The sequence below is a fragment of the Nocardia higoensis NBRC 100133 genome (genome assembly GCF_000308595.1).
GTDB lineage: Bacteria > Actinomycetota > Actinomycetes > Mycobacteriales > Mycobacteriaceae > Nocardia > Nocardia higoensis.
Genome location: NZ_BAGA01000044.1, coordinates 53290 through 72050 on the forward strand (window position 1 = coordinate 53290; position 18761 = coordinate 72050).

The window sequence follows — 18761 nt, forward strand, 5'->3', positions numbered from 1 at the left end:
TCACGACGGCGGTGCCCCGGGTGCGGCCCGGCGCACCGCCGTCGGCGTCCGTCCCCACCAACGCCGCGCGCACCGGGTGAGCGTGGCCTGGTCGGCCAGCCCGAGCAGCGAGGCCACCTGTGCCAGCGGCATGTCCGTGGTGGCGAGATAGTGCCCGGCCTGTCTGCGGCGTACCTCGTCGAGAATGGCGGCGAAGCCGGTGCCCTCGCCGGCGAGCCTGCGTTGCAGCGTGCGCGGATGCATGCTGAGCAGGCTCGCGACGGTGCCGATTTCCGCCGGGGCGGTGCCGAGCAGCTGGCGCAGCGCCGCCCGGACCCGTTGCGCGGTCGGTGTCGGCGCGCCGTCATCTCCGCTGCCCGCGGTCTGTTCGGCGAGGAACGCCAGGGCCAGCCGGTGCAGCGTCTCGTCGCCGCCGGACAACGGTCGGCTCGCCAGTGTGGCGGGTATTCGCAGGGCGGCGCGGGGCCTGCCGGTGTGTACCGGCGCGGCGTAGAAACGCTCGTAGGCGGAGACGGGAGCGGGCGGCCGATAGGGCAGTTCCACCGAGCGCAGTCCGTAGCGCGGGGTCGCCAGTCGTTGCAGCGCCCGGTGCACGAAGCCCATGCTCAGGTCGGTGCCCTGCACGGGGACCGGTAGACCGGGCTTGACGCCGCAGCTCAACGAGACGATTCCGGGATCGCCGTAGGGATCGGGCTCGATATCCAGGCTCAGCGAGCGCGCGTGCACGAACAGGTAGCGGGAAGTGCATTCCAGGGTGTCGGCCAGCGTCGGGGAATTGCGGATCGCCAGCGCGAGCGGGCCGAGCATGTCCAGGTCCTGCCGGTAGGCGATGCGCAGGCCGAGATCGGGGCAGTCCAGCCGGTGGGCGGCCAGTTCCAGGACCGCCGCCACCGCTTGATCGGGCACCAGCAGGTCGTCGGCGTCGAGTGCGGCGACCGGGATCCCGGCGGCCTGCGCGAACGCCTCCGCATCACCGCCGAGCTCGGCGACGGTGGCCCGGAACCCGCGCAGGCCCGCCGAACGAATCACCGACATGTCGTCGAGAATCAAAGAGTTGTCGCGTGAAGTCAAGAGGCTCGTGGCGGAGTCGGGGACAATGGAGGCTATGAACGGGACCGATTCGCCTGTGGAGCACCTCGACGTCGTGATCGTCGGAGCCGGACTGTCCGGCATCGGCGCGGCCTACCGGCTGCAGACCGAATGCCCTGGCAAGAGCTACGCGGTGCTCGAGGCGCGCGAGGCGCTCGGCGGTACCTGGGATCTGTTCAAGTACCCGGGCATCCGCTCGGACTCGGACATGTTCACCCTCGGCTACCCGTTCAAGCCGTGGCGCGACGAGAAGTCCATCGCCGACGGCGCGTCGATCCTGCGCTATCTGCGCGAGACCGCCGCCGAGTCCGGCATCGACCGCAACATCCGCTATTCGACGAAGGTGGTCGCGGCCGACTGGTCGAGCGCCGAGGCTCGCTGGACCCTCACCCTGGCCGCCCGGGACGGCAGCGGCGCCGCGACCGAGCGCACGCTGACCTGCGGTTTCCTCTACGTCTGCGCCGGCTACTACGACTACGACCGCGGTTACGACCCGCAGTTCCCCGGCGCGGACGAGTTCGCCGGGCAGATCGTGCACCCGCAGTTCTGGCCCGAGGACATCGATTACGCGGGCAAGAAGGTCGTGGTGATCGGCAGTGGCGCGACCGCGGTGACGCTGGTGCCGTCGATGGCCGAGCAAGCCGAATCGGTGACCATGCTGCAGCGCAGCCCCACCTGGATCAGCGCGGTGCCCGGCCGGGACAAACGCGCCGACACCCTGCGCAAACTGCTGCCCGCCGACCTCGCGCACCGGCTCATCCGCTCGAAGAATATTTTGTTCGGAATCACCTTCTTCAACTACTGCCAGCGGTTCCCCGCCTCGGCGCGCAAGGTGCTCACCGACCTGAACACGCGCATCCTGAAGGACGAGCGGATGGTCGCCGAGCACTTCACACCCAGTTACAACCCGTGGGATCAGCGCCTGTGCGCCGCGCCCGACGCCGACTTCTTCAAGGCGATCAAGAACGGCAAGGCGCAGGTGGTGACCGACCACATCGAGCGGTTCGTCCCCGGAGGCATCGCGCTGAAGTCCGGGAAGGTGCTCGAGGCCGACATCATCGTCACCGCCACCGGCCTGCGCCTGCTCGCCTTCGGCGGTATCGCGCCGCAGGTCGACGGCACGCCGGTGCCACTGGCCGAGCAGTTCGTCTGGCAGGGCGCGATGCTGACCGGCGTGCCGAATTTCGCGGTGTGCATCGGCTACACCAACGCCTCCTGGACGCTGCGCGCCGATCTGACCTCGCGGCTGGTGTGCAAGGTGCTGCGGCATCTGGACCGGCACGGATACGACGCGGTGGTGCCGCGACCGGACGGCGACCTGGCGCAACGCCCGCTGCTGGATCTCGCGTCCGGTTACATCCAGCGCTCGATCGACGAGTTCCCCCGGCAGGGCGATCGGCATCCGTGGAAGGTCAGGCAGAATTACCTGCTCGATTCGGCGACCACCCTGCGCACCGATCTGAGCAAGACGTTGTCCCCGATCTCGGCGACCCGCGGCGTACCCGCGCCCGCGGGCTGAACGGTCTTCTCGGCACCCCGGGTTTCCGCGCGTTGCGCGACGCACAGCCTGCGGATCGCCACCGCCCGCAGATGGTCGGCGGTGCCCGCCAGGCCCGATCCGCGGGCCAGTTCCACCGCGTGATCGGCCCGTTCTTCGGCGATGGCGGGATGTCCGGCGAGCACGGCGGTCAACGCCAGCCGCATCTGCGCGCGCAGGCGCAGCCGGGGCGCGGCCATCGCTTCCCCGAGGGCCAGGGCGCGCCGCAGCCCGCGCTCGCCGAGACAGGTGTCCCCGCGCAGCGCGTGTGCCGTGGCCAGGGACAGTTCGGCGTAGTAGTCGGTGGCGGCATGGCCGGTGAGCGTGGGGCGCGTCGGTAGCGACAGGGCGTGCAGGGTGGCGGTGTCGGCGTGGATGGCCAGGTCCGCGGCGACCGCGGATTCCAGAGCGGCGAGACCCCGCTGGTCGGCGATGCGGGAGGTGCGTCGCAGCGGATGCGTCAGGTGCGTGAGGCGTTCACCGCGTACCAGGGCGTCGGTGGTGTGCAGCAGGATGAGCACCGGGTCGTCGAGCAGCGGCGTGCGGGCGTCCTCGAGCGGTCCGAACAGGGCGGGGCCGTTCGCGTCGAGCACCAGCCGGACCGCGTGCGCGCGTAGGAACTCGACCAGCTGCGGGCGGTCCGGTTCGGCGAGCAGGTGCGGGAGGACGGTGGGGGAGGGGTGCGTCCGGCACCAGTGGCGCAGCGGCTCGGCCGACGGCGAACGGCCGGTCGGGCCGGCGGCGGGAGTGTCCGATCGCGAGGGCGGGTCGGTCCAGACGGCATCGGCGGTGGGGCGGGCGGTGTGGATGAAGTGGCCCCGCAGCAGCGGTGGGTAGGAGTAGTGCAGGACCTCGTCATGGCGGTGCCGGCGCAGGGGGAAACCGGCGTGTTCGAGGCGTTCCAGGGCGGACGTGGCGCTGCCCTCGGTCAGGGCATCGGCCAGGTCCGGGGTGAATTCCGGGAGCAGGCGGGTGGCGGTGAGAACCTCGCGTTGGGCGTCGTCCAGTGCGGGCAGGACTTCCGTGGCGAGGAATTCCGCGATCGGGCGCGGTGCGTGTTCGAGCATGGTCAGGGCGGCGGAGCGGTACTCGCGGTGGGTGTCCAGGTAGCTCGCGGCGAGGCGGACCAGCGTGGGCCAGCCCCTGGTCAGGTCGTGCACGAGCCGGAGTTCCGCGGCGTCGAGCGGGCAGCCCGCGGCGGCGGCGAGCTCGGCTGTGCCCGCCCGGTCGAGGGCGAGATCGGCGGCGGTGAATCGGGTCAGCCGTGCGGCGGCGGTCAGGGTGTGCCAGGACAGGGCCGGTGGCCGGCGGGCGACGAGGACGGTGATCAGCCGCGGTGGGGCGGTGTGCAGGAACTGCTCGACGATCCGGACTGCGTCCCCGGTGACCAGCCGGTGGGCATCGTCGATGACGAGAACGGTGTCGCCGTAGCGAGTTTCGTCGCACAGTCGATGAATGTTCCTGTGCCGCAAGAATTCCGGCGCGCGCTCGCCGGGGATGCGCAGGGTACGGGTACCCGGCCGGACGCGGGACAGATGCTCGATCCAGGCGGCGGTCAGGGCGGTCTTGCCGCTGCCCGCGGGCGCGGTGACGAGCAGTACCGGGGCCGGGCCTGCGGCGGCCCGGTCGAGGCGGGTCAGCAGACGCGAAGGAACCATCGTGCCTCCTCGACGGGATGGCGGATGTGCAATGGAGGAGTGGGCGCGGGCCGGGGAGCGGGGGCGCAGCGCCGGGAGTCGCGGACGGCTGCGCGATCCTGCCGCGCCCTGATTACCGACCGAATGGCATGTTCCACGGTAGAACGCGCGGCCACAGCACGATTCACCCGAAACGGGTGAGCTGTTCACCCCGGTCCGCGGACTGCAATGGATGTATGACAACACCGCACCCGGCACCATCGACCACCGCGCACCCGGTCCGCCAGGGCGTCGCCGCGGGAGTCTCCATCGGCGCGTCGATCCTGCTGCTGACAGTCGGCCTGCTGCAACTGTTCCAGGGCATCTCGGCGGTCGTGAACGACGACCTGTTCATCGTCGGCCCCGAATACGTCTACCAGTTCGACACGACCGCCTGGGGCTGGGTGCACATCGTGCTCGGCGCCATCCTGATCATCAGCGCCTTCGGGCTGATGACCGGGGCCACCTGGGGCCGGATCGTGGCGATCACCCTGCTGGCGGTGTCCATCGTGGCCAATTTCCTCTCGCTGCCCTACTACCCGTACTGGGCGCTGCTCATCATCGCGCTCGACATCGTGGTGATCTGGGCGATCTCCACCTGGCGTCCCGACCGGGCTCCCGACCGGGTCTGAGCCGCGCGGTCGGATACCGGCGCCCGCGAGCCGGGCGCCGGTATCGTCGCGCGTCCGGCTCATTTCCCGTTGTCCACGCCGGACCCGTTTCTGCCGAATGCGTCGTGCGCGGTGGACGACCGGCCGAGTCGAGCGCCCGAACGGCGTTCGGCACCCCATGCCGTCACCGTGGAGTGGTGCGCTCGTCCTCGCTCACCCGGGCGGGCATCCGCCACGCGGACAAGCGCGCCGGGGCGGGTCTGCGTGGTGGGCGGCGCGCGGCGGGCGTCAGGAGGGGGCGGACGGACGCGGGGCCGTGTCGCCGGCAGCGACGGCGTCCTCGACTTCGCGAAGCGCGGTGCGGATCGTTTCGCCGTAGCAGTCCGAGCCGAGTGCGCCGAGGTGCGCTCGGGCGGAGGTCAGTTCGCGGCGCGCGGCGTCGAAGGCGCCCAGCCTGCGGTAGTCGTCGGCGAGGTTGAGGTGCAGCGACGGATAGAAGCCCGCGATCGCGAGGGCGGGGTGATGGGCGGCGACGCGTTCGTCGGTGAGGCCGTCGGCCGCGTCGAGGGCGCGGATGTCCCAGGCCAGGGCCTGTGCGGCGTCCGGTTGGAGGTCGGCGAGATAGTGGGCGAGGGTGCAGCGGTGCAGCGGGTCGCCGAGCGGGCCGAGGGTGCGCCAGAGTGCGGTGAGTTCGGCACGCGCCGTGTCGCGGTCGCCTTCCCGGCCCAGCGTGACGGCTCGGGTGATGGCCGTCATCGTGTCGTCGGCCGCGCCCGGAGTCGGGGCTTCGCCGGTCCGTGCGGCGCCGACGTTCGTGGCGGTGGTCTCGCTCATGGGGACGGCTTCGTTCGCGGGGGTGATCATGCTGTATTCCTTCGGGGCAGTGGTGCGCTGACGGCTTCGAGCGGGTGTCCGGTGTGCGTCGAGCGGGGGGCGTCGGTAGCCGAACCGCGCGGGTGGGCGATGGCGGGTGGCCGGTCACCCCGGCTGGGCGAGCGCAGCCCGGGGTCAGGCCGGCGGGCGGTCCAGCACGGGCATGACGAGGACGGTGAGGTCGCCGTCGGTGGCGGAGCGGACGACGACGGGCTGGTCGGATCCGGCGAGATCGAGCATGAGGTCGGGACCGAGGGCGCTGTCGACGGCCGGGCGCAGGACGGCCGGGTCGAAGGCGAGGCGCAGGGGCGGTCCGGTGACGGTGGCGGGGATCGCGGTCGCGGCGGGGCCTCGCGAGGTGAGGCCCGCGGCGGCGATGTCGAGGCCCAAGGGGGCGCGGGGCGCGGAGTCGAGCAGGTCGAGCAGGTCGGCACGCGCGACGAGGACGCGGGTGCCGACCGGGGCCAGTCCGTCGAGGACGGCTCGGTAATCGGGGAATCGCACGTCGAGGGCGGGCAGATGCGGCAGCGCCGCTCCGCTGAGGCGGACTCCGGTGTCGTCGCGGGCCACGGAGATCTCGCCGCTCGCGAGGCCGCGGACGGCGTCGGCCGCCTCCGACGCATCGACCACCGCCGTCCAGGCGGCCGCGCCGGTGCGGATCGGAGCCAGGGACCGGGTGGCGAGTCGGTAGCGGTCGGTGGCGGTGAGGGTCAGCCCGGTCTCGTCGGCTTCGATCAGCATGCCGGCCAGCACCGGAATCGATCGGTCGCGGGCCGCGGCGGGGGCGACCTGCCCGACGGCCGAAGCGAAGGCGCCGGCCTCGACCACCACGGCGGCGGACTCGATCGGCGCCGCCGCCGTGAGCGCGCCGCGCAGCTCCTCGGCGACCGCCGCCGCCTGCCGGGCTCGCTCGGTCAGGGTGGTTACATGGCGGTCGAGCACGTGCACGGCCTGTTCGGGATCGCCGGCCAGGATGCGCTCGACGTCCGGCAGCGGGACCTCGATCCCGCGCAGCCTGCGGATGAGGACGGCGCGCTCGCATTGAGCGGGTGTGTAGTAGCGATAGCCGGTCACCTCGTCGACCACGCGGGGGACCAGCAGCCCGCAGTCGCCGTAGAAGCGCAGCGCGCTCGCGGTCAGACCGCTGGCCTTCGCCATCGCGCCGATCGTCAGGAGCGGGTGATCCCCTCCGGTGTCTTGTGCGCCGAGTTCTGTCACGCCGCCATCATGAAGCTTCGAGAAAGGTGAAGGTCAAACCCGGACGCGGGGTCGGCCACGCCCTGCGCGCCGGCGCAGCGGTCCCGCGGTGGTGGCGAGCACCGACAGCGCGAACGCGACGATCGCCACGCAGCAGAAGTAGATCAGCGAGCCGCCGGGGCCGAAGCGCGGCAGGAACGCCATCTGCTGCCCGGTCGCGGCCACGCCGTTGAGGAAGGGCGCCCAGGACTGCAGGGTGTAGCCGTTGGGCAGCAGGTTGATCGAGTTCTCCACGACGTACACCCAGAACAACAGCGCCGCGACGGCGGCGGCCGGGGTTCGGATCGCCGCGCCCGCCGCCACCCCGATGCCGCAGGCGGCGAAGGCGTGGATCGGGACCGTCCAGAGGAATCGGATGCCTGCCGCGTCGGCGATGTCGACGCCGCCGTAGATGGCCGGGAACAGTCGGGGCAGACAGAGCATGACCAGCACCAGCAGCACCGCCGTGGTGATCGCGGCGATCGCGCCGTAGAAGATCCAGCGGGCGAGCGCGGTGGTCCAGGCGCGGGGGAACAGGAAGGCGCCGAGATCGCGCAGAGTGCCCCGCGTCTGGGATGCGTGCGCGTAGGCGGCGGTCACCATCATGATCGAGCTGGTGAAGGTGATCACCCAGTAGACCGCGTTGGCGGTGCTCACCGAGGTCACTCGGAACGGGCCGGAACTGTCGGCGAACTGTTCGGCGACCACGGCGATACCGACGGTGATCAGCAGCGGCAGCGCGACGGCCAGCGGCACCGCGACCATCCACAGGAAGCCGCGGCCGCCGGTGCGGGTCAGCTCGGCCGCCAGCGCGCGGCGCAGCTGGGTCGTGCCGGACGCCGGGCGAGCGGGGGCGCGGTTCGCGGTGCGGGTGGGCGCCGGCGCGAATTTTTTCCCGGTGGTGCGCGCGTGGGTCATCGGGGTACTCCTGCCGGTGCTGCGCCGGTCACCGCGAGATAGGCGTCCTCGAGGCGGCGCGAGCCGCCTGCCGGGTCCTCGAGCAGCTCGGGCAGCGGTTGGTCGGCGAGCACCCGGCCGTCGCCGACGATCACGATGTGGTCGGCATTGCGCTCGGCCTCGTCGAGCAGATGCGAGGTGATCAGCACGCAGACGCCGTCGTCGGCGAGCCGCCGCAGCAGGGTGCGCATCCAGTGGATGCCCGCGATGTCCAGGCCGTTGAGTGGTTCGTCGAGCAGTAATGTCGCGGGGTCCGAGAGCAGGGCGGCGGCGATGCCGACGCGCTGCAGCATGCCCAGCGAGTAGCTGCCGAGCCTGCGGTCGGCGACCTCGTGCAGATCGACGGTGCGCAGCAGTTCGCCGACCCGCTCCGGGGCCAGACCCCTGGCCCGCGCGATCCAGCGCAGATGCCTGCGCGCGGTGTGGCGGGGGTCGAAGGCGCGGTGGTCGAGGTGCATGCCCAGGCCGGGCGGCGTGGTGCGCCCGGCGCGCACCTGCGCGCCGTTCACCCGGACCGTCCCGGCGGCGGGCGCGATGATCCCGCAGATACACCGCAGCAGCGTCGTCTTGCCGGTGCCGTTGAGTCCGAGCAGGTAGGTGACCGAGCCCGCCGGGACGGTCAGTTCGGGCACCTCCAGTACGGTGACCCCGGGATAGCGCAGGGTGAGATCGCGGATTTCGATCATCGCGCCGGACGGCTCAGAAGTCGCAGGCGATGGGCAGCCCGACGGCTTGCACGCCGTCGCACAGCGAGCTGTTCGCCATCTTCCACCTGCCGTCGATGCGCTTCCAGGTGACCTTCATGGTGATGGCGGGACGACCCGCGGAGTTGCTGTGCAAGGTCGCGGTGTGCACATCGCCGTCGTGGGTCTGCGGACCGGTGACCGTGCTCCAGCCCAGCGGCTCGCGGAACAGGCCCAGGTTGTAGACGGTGCGCGGCACGACGACCGCGTTCATGCCGCCCTCCAGGTTCTCGGCCTTGGCCTCGTCGGAGGCGGGTGTCGCGGTCAGGAAGTACACCTGCTGCTCGAGCTGCGCGAGGGTGGGCACGTCGCCGGTGATGGAGAAGGTACCGGGGTCGGCGGTCGCGGACGGGGCGCCGGCGATCATGGTGGCCGAGACGGCCGCCAGCGCGGTCCCTACCGTGCCGAGCGTGCTCCACTTCTTCATCTATTTCACCTTTCGAGTGAGTGAGATTACAGCCATATTCCGCGGAAACAGCCAGATTATGACGAAAGTTAGCCTAGCCTAAGGCGTACGGTCAAGACTCATTTAAATAGTCTCGGCGCGGAACCGGGCGCGATCCCGGTCGGCACGACGGCAGGGCGGAAGCCGCGACAAGCGGGGCGGAGAAGGCGAGGAGGTGGAGCGGGTGCGCTCAGTGCGTGAGCGGCGCGACGCGCGGCGATTTGCTGGTCAGGCGCAAGGTGACGCCGCAGTCGCCCGCGGTGGCGTCCGGCCGCACCTCGACGTCGTACTGCGAGGCCAGCGTGGGCGAATGTCGTTGCAGCGCACGCTCGATCATGCCCTGCTGGACGCCGGCGACCACCTCGGGCAGATCACGCGCGATCCGGCGCAGCGGGCAGTTGCACACGCTGATCTCGTGCCCGCCGAAGCTCGACAGGGTCTGCGACACCTGGAAGCCCAGGCGGGTCAGCGTGCCGGTCACCACCGTGACCGGGTCCGGCAGGTCCGTTTCCGCGGCGCTGATGCCGGTCAGGCTGTCGGCCCAGATGCGCCCGGCCGCAACGGCTTTCGCGTGCCGCTCGGCGGGGGTCTCGCCGAGCTGGGTGAGCAGGGCGGCCAGGACCGGGGCGGCCGGATCCGCGCCCACCGCGACATAACCCTTGCGCGGCCTGCCCACCGTCTCCGAGGGCAGCCAGGTGCCCTCCACCAGGCCCGCGTCGATCAGGGCGTTGAGGTGGAAGCGCGCGGTGGTGATGTGAATCCCCAAGGTGCGCGCGATGATCGGCGCGTCCAGCGGCTCCAGGGAGTCGCGGACGAGCGCGAGGACCTTGTCCCGCTGCCGGGGTGTGGCCGTCATCGGTGTTCCTCTCCCGACACGCCCGGCGCCGACTCTTTCCGGGATGCCCCGGACGACAACTTTCCGACCGATTGTAGAACCGCCCCCGCGGCGGCCGAACCGACAGGAAGCACACCATGACCGCACCATTACCCTTCGACAAGCGCGATTCGGCGCACCTTCCGGGCCACTGGTTGCTGGCCCGCCTCGGCAAGCGGGTGTTGCGCCCGGGCGGGGCCGAGATGACCGAGGACCTGCTCGACGCCGCGAAGCTGACCGGCGCCGATGTCGTCGAACTCGCCCCCGGCCTCGGCAAGACCGCCACCTCCATCCTGCGCCGTGATCCGGCCAGCTATCGCGGCGTGGAGGCCGACTCCGACGCCGCCGCGCTCAGCGCCGCCGCGGTCGGCAGCGCGGGCGTGGTGAGCAGCGGCGACGCCGCCGACACCGGCCTGGAGTCCGAGTCCGCCGACGCGGTCGTCGGGGAGGCGATGCTCACCATGCAGACCGACGCCCACAAGTCGGCCATCATCGCCGAGGCCTTCCGGGTGCTGCGCCCCGGCGGCCGCTACGCCATCCACGAGCTGTCGCTGACACCCGACGATCTGCCCGAGGAGACCAAGACCGAGCTGCGCAGAGCGCTGGCCCGTTCCATCAAGGTCAACGCCCGCCCGCTCACCGACGCCGAGTGGCGCGAGATCCTGGTGCGGGGCGGATTCGAGATCGAGCGCGTCGGTCACGCCCCGATGGCGCTGCTGCAGCCACGCCGGGTGATCGCCGACGAGGGCATCCTCGGTACGCTGCGCATCCTCGTCAATGTGTTGCGCGACAAGCCCGCCCGCGAGCGTGTGCTGGCCATGCGCTCCACCTTCAACGCCCACCAGCGCGAACTGCGCGCCATCTCCGTCATCGCGAGGAAGCCGAAGGCATGACCGAACAGAACGCACCTCAGACCCCCACCGCCACCGGCACCTACGAGTTCCAGCCCGGCGACGGCCCCGGCCCGAGCGCCCGCAGGCTGCTCGCCGGCCCCGGACTCACCCTGGTCGGCTTCAGCTTCCGCACCGGTCAGCTGCTCGACGAGCACAAGGCGCCCGGCCCGATCCTGGTCACCTGCGTCAGCGGTCGTATCGATCTGGAGATCACGGGTGGTGACGCCAAGGGCGCGCACCGGCTCGAACCGGGATCGACGGTCTACATCGCGGGCGGAGATCCGCATCGGCTGACCGCGCTCGAGGACTCCGTCGTGCACGTCACGCTGCACCGCAACCTCTGAATTGCAGGCCGTGAACTGACGTGGCCCTCCCGCGGGACAGGTCCGGCCGTCACGACCGGTGGGTCGGCCCGTGGGGTTCGGCGCAGTGGGTGTCGGCCGGGCAGTCGGCGGCGTGATCGAGTTGCAGAGTGGTGTGCGCGAGTGCGAAATCGGCCAGCAGGGAGGTTTCGATCCGCTTGCGCACGGCATGGCAGTCGGCGGTGTCATCGACGAGGACGTGCGCCGACAGCGAGGGCTCGCCGGAGGTGATCGTCCACACGTGCAGGTCGTGGACCTCGGTGACCTGCGGGATCGCGCAGATCCGGGCGCCGATCTCGTCGGGGTCGAGATGGGCGGGTGCGGCCTCCAGGAAGATGCGCCCCGACTCGCGTACCAGCGACCAGCCCGCTTTGATCATCAGCGCCGCGACGACGAGCGCGGCGATGGCGTCGGCGCGCGGATAGCCGGCCAGCCAGACCACCGCGCCCGCCACCGCGGTGCCGATGAAGGCGTACATGTCGTTGAGGATGTGCTGGAACGCGCCCTCGACATTGAGGCTCGTGCGATTCGCGTGGCCGATGCACCAGGCGGCGGCGATATTGACCACGATGCCCGCGACAGCGGTGATCAGAACCAGCGGCCCGGCCACGTCCGGTGGATCGATCAGCCGGTGGATGCCCTCGTAGACGAAGAACGCGGCCAGCAACAGCAGGGTTACACCGTTGGCCTGCGCCGAGAGGATCTCCGCGCGCTTGTAGCCGTAGGTGTACTTGCCCGCGGCCGGGCGACGGGCCAAGCGGATGGCCACCAGCGCCAGTGCGATCGCGGCGGCGTCGGTGAGCATGTGCGCGGCGTCGGTGATCAGTGCCAGCGACTGCGCCAGCAGGCCGACGACCACCTCGACCGCCATGAACCCGACGATCAGCGCCAGTGCGATCCCGAGCCGGCGGGGATCGGAATCGGCGGCGATGCCGTGATCGTGACCGTGTGCGCCACCCTTTCCGTGCGCGTGCGCGTGTCCCTCGAGCGGCGCGCGCCCGCGGCCGTGGCCTGCGCGTGCGTGGTCGCCGTCCCGGCCGGCCGCGCGCTCGTGCTCGTGAGTGTGATCGTGCGCGACCCGGCCGTGGTGGTCGAGCCCGGAGTCCGGTTCGCCGGTCGCGTCGTCGCGCGCGGCACTCGCCGACGCTCGTATGGAACCGCACCGCTCTCCCACGCCGCGCCCGTCCTCTCCCTCGACCACGATCGCCGGCCCGTCACGCCGGCTCGGGGAGCCGGCGCGGTGAGGATCGACCGGCTCGATCGCTCACACCGGGAAGCCTAACGTCTTTTGATGCGCATGTCTGCATCTATCTTCCGCGCGCCCTCGATACCTGCCAGTAGCTGCGGTTTTGCTCGTCGAGTGGATCGTCATCGGTCACCGATGGGGGCTACCATGCGTGAGCATCGCCGGGTGGAAACACTCCGGGCGCGGATCGTCCGAAGTGCGGGTGGTTCGCTCGTGGTAAAGGGGATTCGATGGACAGGCCGTCCTGGGCGCCCGAGGGCGTCGACATGCAGCAGGTCAGCCCTGCGCGGATGTACGACGCGCTGCTGGGTGGCTCGCACAACTTCGAGATCGACCGGATGGCGGCGGAGATGGGCAAAAAGCTGGTGCCCGACCTGCCGCGCCTGGCGCTGAGCAATCGCGCCTTCCTGCGCCGCTCGGTGCGCTATCTGGTGGAGGCGGGGATCACCCAGTTCGTCGACATCGGCTCCGGCATTCCCACCGTCGGCAATGTGCACGAGGTGGCTCAGGCCATCGACCCCGCGATCCGGGTGCTCTACATCGACATCGACCCGGTCGCCGTCACGCACGCGCGCTCGCTGCTGCACGGCAACGCCAACGCGACCGCCATCGAGGCGGACCTGCGCAAGCCCGCCGAGCTGCTGGCGCAGGTGCGTGAGTCCGGCCTGATCGACCTCGACCGTCCGGTGGGCGTGCTGCTGATCGCGGTGCTGCACATGCTCGCCGACGCCGACGACCCGGCGGGCAAGGTCGCCGAACTCTACGACGGGGTCGTCGACGGCTCCTATGTCGCGATCTCGCACCTGACCTCGGAGCTGCGGCCCGACGACGCCGCCGCGCTCGGCGCCAGCGCCAACAATTCCAGCAAGGTCGGCATTCACTTCCGCCCCGCGGCCGAGATCATCGGTATGTTCGACAGGTGGGCGCCGGTGGAACCCGGGGTCGTCGAACTGTCGATGTGGCGACCGGAATCCGAACGCGACCGGCTCGTGGAGCCGGGACGTTCGCTCGCCCTGGCTGGTGTCGGTCGCAAGGTGTGATGCGGGCACGGCGGCGAAGGGGGTAGGGGCCGGTGGGTTCGCGGGAGCTGGCAGCACGGTGGGCCGACGCCCTGGAGGGCGTCGTCGCTCCCGCGCTCACCCGCTCCGAGATCGAGGCGCTGCTGACCGATCTGACCGAGAGCCTGGTCGGCGCGATCCGCGGCGATCACGAACCCGAGATCGCCCGCACCGTAGCCGCCCGGCTGGTCGCGGCCAACTACCGTGACCCACTGGCCGTGAGCCGCACCGTGCGGGTCATCTGCACCGATATGGCGGAGGCCTGCTGCTCGCGCACCGATCCCGGATTCGAGCGGTGCCGTGATCGCGCGGTCGCCGTCGCCGCCGAATTCGGCGAAGGGTTCACCGGTGCGCTGCGCGGCGCGGCGCTGGTCGAGCAGGAGGCCACGCTCGGGGCGGCGCTCGCGACCGCACGCGAGGCCGAGGCCAGGCGGCAGTTGTCCGAAGCCCGGTTCGAGGCGATGTTCGCGGGCGCCTCGGTCGGCATCGGCACCATCGACGTCCGCGGCAGGGTGCTGGAGGTCAACTCCGCATTCGCCGAAATGCTCGGCCTGCCACAGGAATCCATGCCCGGCCGGTCGGTGGCCGAGTTGCTGGGGCCGGTCAACATCGGCGCCGCCTACGGTCAGCTGCAGCGGATGATCTCCGGTGAGATCGACCGGTTCCGGCTGGAGACCGAGAACGTGCGCCCGGACGGGGGGCTGGCCTATATCGACCTGTCGATGTCGGCGGTGCGAGATGCCCACGGGCAGATGCGATTTCTGATCGGCGTGGCCGTCGACGTGACCGAACGCAAGAAATTGGCCGACCGGCTCTGGCACGACGCCCACCACGACAGCCTCACCGATCTGCCCAACCGGACCCTGTTCTTCGACCGGATCGGCACCGCCGAGGCGCCCATCGGCCTGTGCTACGTCGACCTCGACGGGTTCAAGGAGATCAACGACCGATGGGGGCACGCCGTCGGTGACATCGTGTTGCGGGAGGTGGCGCAGCGCCTGCGCGCCGCCGTCGGCGCCGACGGACTGCCCGCGCGGGTGGGTGGCGACGAGTTCATCGTGCTGGTCGAGCGCTGCGCGGGCTGCGCGCAATTGGACGCGATCATCGGGCGGTTGCACGCGGCGCTGGTCGAGCCCATCGAGGTCATGGGACAGCGGGTGCGGGTCGGCGCGAGTATCGGGTCGGCGTTCGTGCAGGAGCGGCCCGAGGCGGTCGACGAACTCCTGCGGGCCGCCGACGCCGCCATGTACCGGGACAAGAACAGCGCCGCCCGCCGTGGCGGGAACGGAGGCCATCGACCGAGCGCACCGGAACGGACCTGAGCCTTCCCGGTCGATCAGTTCCAGATCAGCGCGTCGGTGCGGCGGAAGTCGGGGTGCTCCTCCGCGCGCATCCACCGGCCCCAGGTGGCCTGACCGTCGCCGTCGCGCCGGATCGGGCTGATCCAGGCGCGTCTGCCCCCGCGCTGCGGGCCGCCTGCCATCAGCGGCACCTGCCGGGCGACGAGATAGCAGTCGCCCACCGCGCCCGCCCTCGGCAGGTATTCGCACAGTTGCTCGGCGGCGTCACCCAGATTGGCCGAGGCGACCACGCCGGGGCGCGGGCTCGGGCCGTTCGCGTCGACCACCACCGCCGACACCGTCCACATGCTGTTGCCCGGCAATCGGTGCGCGGGGCCCTCCGGTTCGGCCGTCGTGCCGGTATCGGAAGCGTAGGCACTCTCGATCATCGCGCACCTCCGGTGGGACGCGGGCCGACGCGATGCCCGGTCGAATGGATCATCTTGCCTCCCAACGTAATCAGATGAGCAGGGCGGTCTTTCGGTGGGGATGTCGCAGTTGTGACGCCGGTCGCGCCTTCCGTCGAATTGAAAGGAGAACCGACCTGCAAATGAGTGTATAGCCGACGGCTACCCACTGCGATGGAATCTTCCCCGCCTGAATCGAACTCGCCGTAGTCGACTCGCCGGACCGGTCAGCTCAGCCGGTCGGCCACCGCGGGCAGGCGTTCGATCATCGCGATCGTGAAATCGCCGACCAGGTCGATCAGGCCGGTCCGGTCGACGTCGAGTCCGCCGTCGAGCCAGACCAGCACCAGCTCCGCCGCGCCGCCGGTGATCAACTGCGAGGTGGCGGCCACGGCGGTGTCGTGACCTTCCGGAATGTCCAGGATGACCCTGGTCTGCTCGATGATGGTCGCGGCCACCGTGCGCATGCTGGCGAAGCGCGAACGCATGAGCGCCTCGTTGCCGAAGGCTTGCGCGAAAACGATATTCGCCCGGCGCGGGTCGTCGATGAGTTCGCCGATGATGGCGCCGACGCCTGCCCTGATCCGATCGGCGGGGGTTCCGGTGCAGGCGGCCACGGCGGCACGGGCGCGATCGAGGGCGGAGGTCTGCAGTTCCAGCAGCAGCGTGACGGCCAGCGCGTCGAGGTCGGGGAAGGCCTCGTAGAAGAAGCGCGGACCGACTTTCGCCCGTTCACACACCCCACGCACGGTCAGCGAAGCGAGTCCCTGTGTGCCGATGATCTCGAGTGCGGCGTCGAGCAGGCGGCGGCGGCGATCCTCGCGTCGTTCCTCGGTCGAGGCCCCGCGATACGTGCCCGAGGGTGCTCGCGTCATCCGGACAGCTTTCCACAGCGCGAATTGGGAAACAACCGTGTACGGAAACGATTGTTTCCGATATGGTCGAGATCACTCGCAGCGTCGCGAAGGGAATTCGGCCATGAGTCTGCTCCTGCCCAACAAGACCAGCACGGTCTCCGACACCGCACGGCATCTGCGCACCAAGCTGTCCTGGCAGGTGCAGCGTGCCGGCGTGAAGATGATGAAGCGCTACAAGGCGCACGTGACACCGCTCGCCGAGCCGCCTGCGGGCAGTGGCCTGAAACCGACGCTGGGCGACTACGGCCCGCCGGGCATCGGCTACACCCTGCACACCCTCGCCGATCCGATGACCTTCTCCCGCGAACGGTTCGAAGAGCTGGGCCCGGTCTCCTGGCTCGGCGTGCTCGGCCGCCCGGTCGTCACCATCAACGGACCGGAGGCCTTCGAGGAAGTGCTCATGGACCGCAAGAAGGTGTTCTCCGCCCAGCGCGGCTGGGAATGGCTGATCGGTCCGTTCTTCCACGGCGGCTTGCTGCTGCGCGATTTCGACGACCACATGTTCCACCGCCGGATCCTGCAGCAGGCCTTCACCCGGCCGCGTCTGATCGGGTATCAGGAACTGACCAGCCCGCTGCTGCGTCGGGGCATCGCCGCCTGGCAGCCCTCGCCGGAATTCCACCTGCACACCGCGGTCAAGCAATTGCTGTTGCATCAGGCCACCGAGGTCTTCGTCGGCGCGAAACTCGGCCCGGAGAGCGTGGCGCTGGCGCACGCCTTCGACGACGCGGTACACGGCGGCACCGCGATGGTGCGCGCCAATGTGCCCGGCGGCGTGTGGGCGCGCGGGCTGCGCGGTCGGCGCAAGCTCGAGGAGTACTTCCGCGGCGAGCTGGCGGCCAAGCGCGCCGGCGACGGCGCCGACCTGTTCAGCGTGCTGAGCAAGGCCACCACCGACGAGGGCCACACCTTCACCGACGAGGAAGTGGTCCAGCACATGATCTTCGTGATGCTGGCCGCGCACGACACCAGCACGATCGCCACCTCGATGCTCGTCTACGAACTGGGCAGGCATCCGCAGTGGCAGGAGAAGCTGCGCGAGGAGGCCCGCGCGCTGGGCAAGGACTCGCTCGGCTACGCGGATCTCGACTCGATGCCGTTGCTGGACATGGCATTCCGGGAAGCTCTGCGTATGTACGCGCCGGTCGCCCAGCAGGCTCGCGAGACCATCGCCGACACCGACATCTGCGGCCACTACGTGCCCAAGGGCACGCTGGTCATGTGCGGGCCGTACATGATGATGCGGCTGGCGAAGTATTGGAGCGATCCCGACGAGTTCGATCCCGAGCGGTTCTCGCCCGAACGGCGCGAGGACAAGGCGCATCGCTTCGCCTGGTCGCCCTTCGGCGGCGGCGCGCACAAGTGCATCGGCCTGTATTTCGGCGGTATGACGGTCAAGGCGGTGCTGCACCAGATGCTGCTGAACTACCGCTGGTCCGTGCCCGCGGACTACGCGCCCCTGCTCGTCGCAGGCACCGGACCGACCCCCGCCGACGGCCTGCCCATCCGGCTGGAGAGGATCGGCCGATGAAACTGATTGCCGACAGGAACCGTTGCGAGGGGCACGGTATGTGCGAGGCGCTGGCGCCGGAGCTGTTCCACGTCGACGACGACGGCATCGTCACCCTCACCAGCGACACCGTCGCCGAAGCCGACCGCGAGATCGTCGAACTCGCGGTCGACAGCTGCCCGGTGCAGGCCCTGAGCCTGGCCCGCGACCAGTCCTGACCTCACCCGGCGGAATTCGAGTAGTCGGCTACTCGGGTCGCCCGCGCGCGTCCGTTTCATGATCATCTTCGGAAATTGGACGCGAGAAGGGGAGCAGGGGATGTCCGAGGAAAACGGGTTGTTGTCGCAGGCGCCGGGCAGTGAGCCGCCGCTGCGTGGTGCTCGGCCGGTCACGCGGCACCGCGGACGCGCGGGGGCCCGCGGTGCGCACGACAGCCGTGCGCACCAGGGTGCGCGGGCAGCCGGTGTGCGCGACGACGGTGCGTATGCCGGTGGTGCGCGGGCAGCGGGTGTGCGCGACGACGGTGCGTATGCCGGTGGTGCGCGGGCAGCCGGTGTGCACGACCGCGGCGCGCACGGAAGCGATGTGCGCCGAAGCGATGTGCACGGCAGTGGTGGGCACGATGGTGGGGCGCACAGCCGTGGTAGGCGTGACCGCAGCGGGCACGGAAACGACGTGCGCGACCGCGACGGGCACGGGAGCGACGATGCCGATACGCGCGATGCCGATGTGCGCGATGCCGATACGCGCGATGCCGATACGCGCGATGCCGATGTGCACGATGCCGATACGCGCGATGCCGATGTGCGCGATGCCGATGTGCGCGACGGCGAGGGGCGCGACGGCGAGGGGCGCGCAGCCGGGGTGCGCCCCATCGGTGCGCGCGGCGGCCGGCATGGAAGCGGTCGGCCGGGCGCCGGCGGTGGACGAATGCGCGGTGGCGCTTCGCACGGTCGGGCCGGCGGCGCGGGCGTGCGGCTGGCGATG

General features: G+C 70.7%; 20 protein-coding genes. 8 read left to right on the plus strand and 12 right to left on the minus strand.

Going from position 1 to position 18761, the window contains the following annotated elements:
• Complete coding sequence (locus ON26_RS05295) at positions 1-1035, minus strand: AraC family transcriptional regulator (protein WP_040794834.1); 1035 nt, start codon at positions 1033-1035, stop codon at positions 1-3.
• A gap of 70 nt (positions 1036-1105) precedes the next feature.
• Here ON26_RS05295 and ON26_RS05300 point away from each other — a divergent pair, with 70 nt between their 5' ends.
• Complete coding sequence (locus ON26_RS05300; protein ID WP_040794835.1) at positions 1106-2608, plus strand: flavin-containing monooxygenase; 1503 nt, start codon at positions 1106-1108, stop codon at positions 2606-2608.
• On the opposite strand, the gene ON26_RS05305 is transcribed toward ON26_RS05300, so the two are convergent.
• Positions 2512-4284 (minus strand): winged helix-turn-helix domain-containing protein, encoded by a 1773-nt coding sequence (locus ON26_RS05305; RefSeq protein ID WP_040794836.1) that lies wholly within the window; start codon positions 4282-4284, stop codon positions 2512-2514. The two genes, ON26_RS05300 and ON26_RS05305, sit on opposite strands and share 97 nt — an antisense overlap.
• Before the next feature lie 215 nt (positions 4285-4499).
• Here ON26_RS05305 and ON26_RS05310 point away from each other — a divergent pair, with 215 nt between their 5' ends.
• Positions 4500-4934: a DUF7144 family membrane protein gene (locus ON26_RS05310; RefSeq protein ID WP_040794837.1), complete on the plus strand. Its 435-nt coding sequence runs from the start codon at positions 4500-4502 to the stop codon at positions 4932-4934.
• 267 nt (positions 4935-5201) lie between these two features.
• On the opposite strand, the gene ON26_RS05315 is transcribed toward ON26_RS05310, so the two are convergent.
• The 6 genes from ON26_RS05315 to ON26_RS05340 form a co-directional block, all read right to left on the minus strand.
• Positions 5202-5669: a hypothetical protein gene (locus tag ON26_RS05315; protein WP_040794861.1), complete on the minus strand. Its 468-nt coding sequence runs from the start codon at positions 5667-5669 to the stop codon at positions 5202-5204.
• A gap of 252 nt (positions 5670-5921) precedes the next feature.
• The gene (locus tag ON26_RS05320) at positions 5922-6944 is read right to left on the minus strand and encodes a DNA polymerase III subunit beta family protein (RefSeq protein ID WP_083883747.1); all 1023 of its coding nucleotides are present in this window, start codon (positions 6942-6944) and stop codon (positions 5922-5924) included.
• 93 nt (positions 6945-7037) lie between these two features.
• Positions 7038-7940 carry an ABC transporter permease gene (locus ON26_RS05325; protein WP_245545730.1) on the minus strand — a complete coding sequence of 301 codons (903 nt, stop codon included), beginning with the start codon at positions 7938-7940 and terminating at the stop codon, positions 7038-7040.
• Positions 7937-8665 (minus strand): ABC transporter ATP-binding protein, encoded by a 729-nt coding sequence (locus ON26_RS05330; protein WP_040794838.1) that lies wholly within the window; start codon positions 8663-8665, stop codon positions 7937-7939. Before ON26_RS05330 ends, ON26_RS05325 begins: the two co-directional genes overlap by 4 nt.
• A 13-nt stretch (positions 8666-8678) precedes the next feature.
• Positions 8679-9149 (minus strand): MTB12 C-terminal domain-containing protein, encoded by a 471-nt coding sequence (locus tag ON26_RS05335; RefSeq protein ID WP_040794839.1) that lies wholly within the window; start codon positions 9147-9149, stop codon positions 8679-8681.
• A 208-nt stretch (positions 9150-9357) separates the two neighbouring features.
• Entirely contained in the window at positions 9358-10023 is a 666-nt protein-coding gene (locus tag ON26_RS05340; RefSeq protein WP_040794840.1) for a helix-turn-helix transcriptional regulator, read from the minus strand.
• A gap of 116 nt (positions 10024-10139) precedes the next feature.
• Between ON26_RS05340 and ON26_RS05345 the strand changes: the two genes are divergently transcribed.
• Positions 10140-10934 carry a class I SAM-dependent methyltransferase gene (locus ON26_RS05345; protein ID WP_040794841.1) on the plus strand — a complete coding sequence of 265 codons (795 nt, stop codon included), beginning with the start codon at positions 10140-10142 and terminating at the stop codon, positions 10932-10934.
• Complete coding sequence (locus tag ON26_RS31470) at positions 10931-11278, plus strand: cupin domain-containing protein (protein ID WP_051026709.1); 348 nt, start codon at positions 10931-10933, stop codon at positions 11276-11278. The genes ON26_RS05345 and ON26_RS31470 overlap by 4 nt, the downstream gene beginning before the upstream one ends.
• A gap of 49 nt (positions 11279-11327) precedes the next feature.
• On the opposite strand, the gene ON26_RS05355 is transcribed toward ON26_RS31470, so the two are convergent.
• Positions 11328-12227, minus strand: coding sequence for a cation diffusion facilitator family transporter (locus tag ON26_RS05355; protein WP_040794865.1), 900 nt, complete (start codon positions 12225-12227; stop codon positions 11328-11330).
• Between the two features lie 545 nt (positions 12228-12772).
• On the opposite strand from ON26_RS05355, the gene ON26_RS05360 reads away from it, so the two are divergent.
• Both ON26_RS05360 and ON26_RS05365 read left to right on the plus strand, forming a co-directional pair.
• Positions 12773-13582 carry an SAM-dependent methyltransferase gene (locus ON26_RS05360; protein WP_040794842.1) on the plus strand — a complete coding sequence of 270 codons (810 nt, stop codon included), beginning with the start codon at positions 12773-12775 and terminating at the stop codon, positions 13580-13582.
• 32 nt (positions 13583-13614) lie between these two features.
• Entirely contained in the window at positions 13615-14922 is a 1308-nt protein-coding gene (locus tag ON26_RS05365; protein ID WP_051026710.1) for a sensor domain-containing diguanylate cyclase, read from the plus strand.
• 14 nt (positions 14923-14936) lie between these two features.
• Here the strand turns inward: ON26_RS05365 and ON26_RS05370 are convergent, their stop codons facing one another.
• Together ON26_RS05370 and ON26_RS05375 are read right to left on the minus strand one after the other, a co-directional pair.
• The gene (locus ON26_RS05370) at positions 14937-15329 is read right to left on the minus strand and encodes a hypothetical protein (RefSeq protein WP_040794843.1); all 393 of its coding nucleotides are present in this window, start codon (positions 15327-15329) and stop codon (positions 14937-14939) included.
• Between the two features lie 245 nt (positions 15330-15574).
• Positions 15575-16222, minus strand: coding sequence for a TetR/AcrR family transcriptional regulator (locus tag ON26_RS05375; protein ID WP_040794844.1), 648 nt, complete (start codon positions 16220-16222; stop codon positions 15575-15577).
• A 103-nt stretch (positions 16223-16325) separates the two neighbouring features.
• On the opposite strand from ON26_RS05375, the gene ON26_RS05380 reads away from it, so the two are divergent.
• The gene (locus ON26_RS05380) at positions 16326-17795 is read left to right on the plus strand and encodes a cytochrome P450 (protein ID WP_245545731.1); all 1470 of its coding nucleotides are present in this window, start codon (positions 16326-16328) and stop codon (positions 17793-17795) included.
• A complete protein-coding gene (locus tag ON26_RS05385; protein ID WP_040794845.1) occupies positions 17792-17992 on the plus strand; it encodes a ferredoxin in 201 nt (66 codons plus the stop codon). The genes ON26_RS05380 and ON26_RS05385 overlap by 4 nt, the downstream gene beginning before the upstream one ends.
• A gap of 28 nt (positions 17993-18020) precedes the next feature.
• Here ON26_RS05385 and ON26_RS05390 read toward each other — a convergent pair.
• The coding region (locus tag ON26_RS05390; RefSeq protein WP_040794846.1) for a hypothetical protein at positions 18021-18761 on the minus strand (741 nt) is incomplete at its 5' end.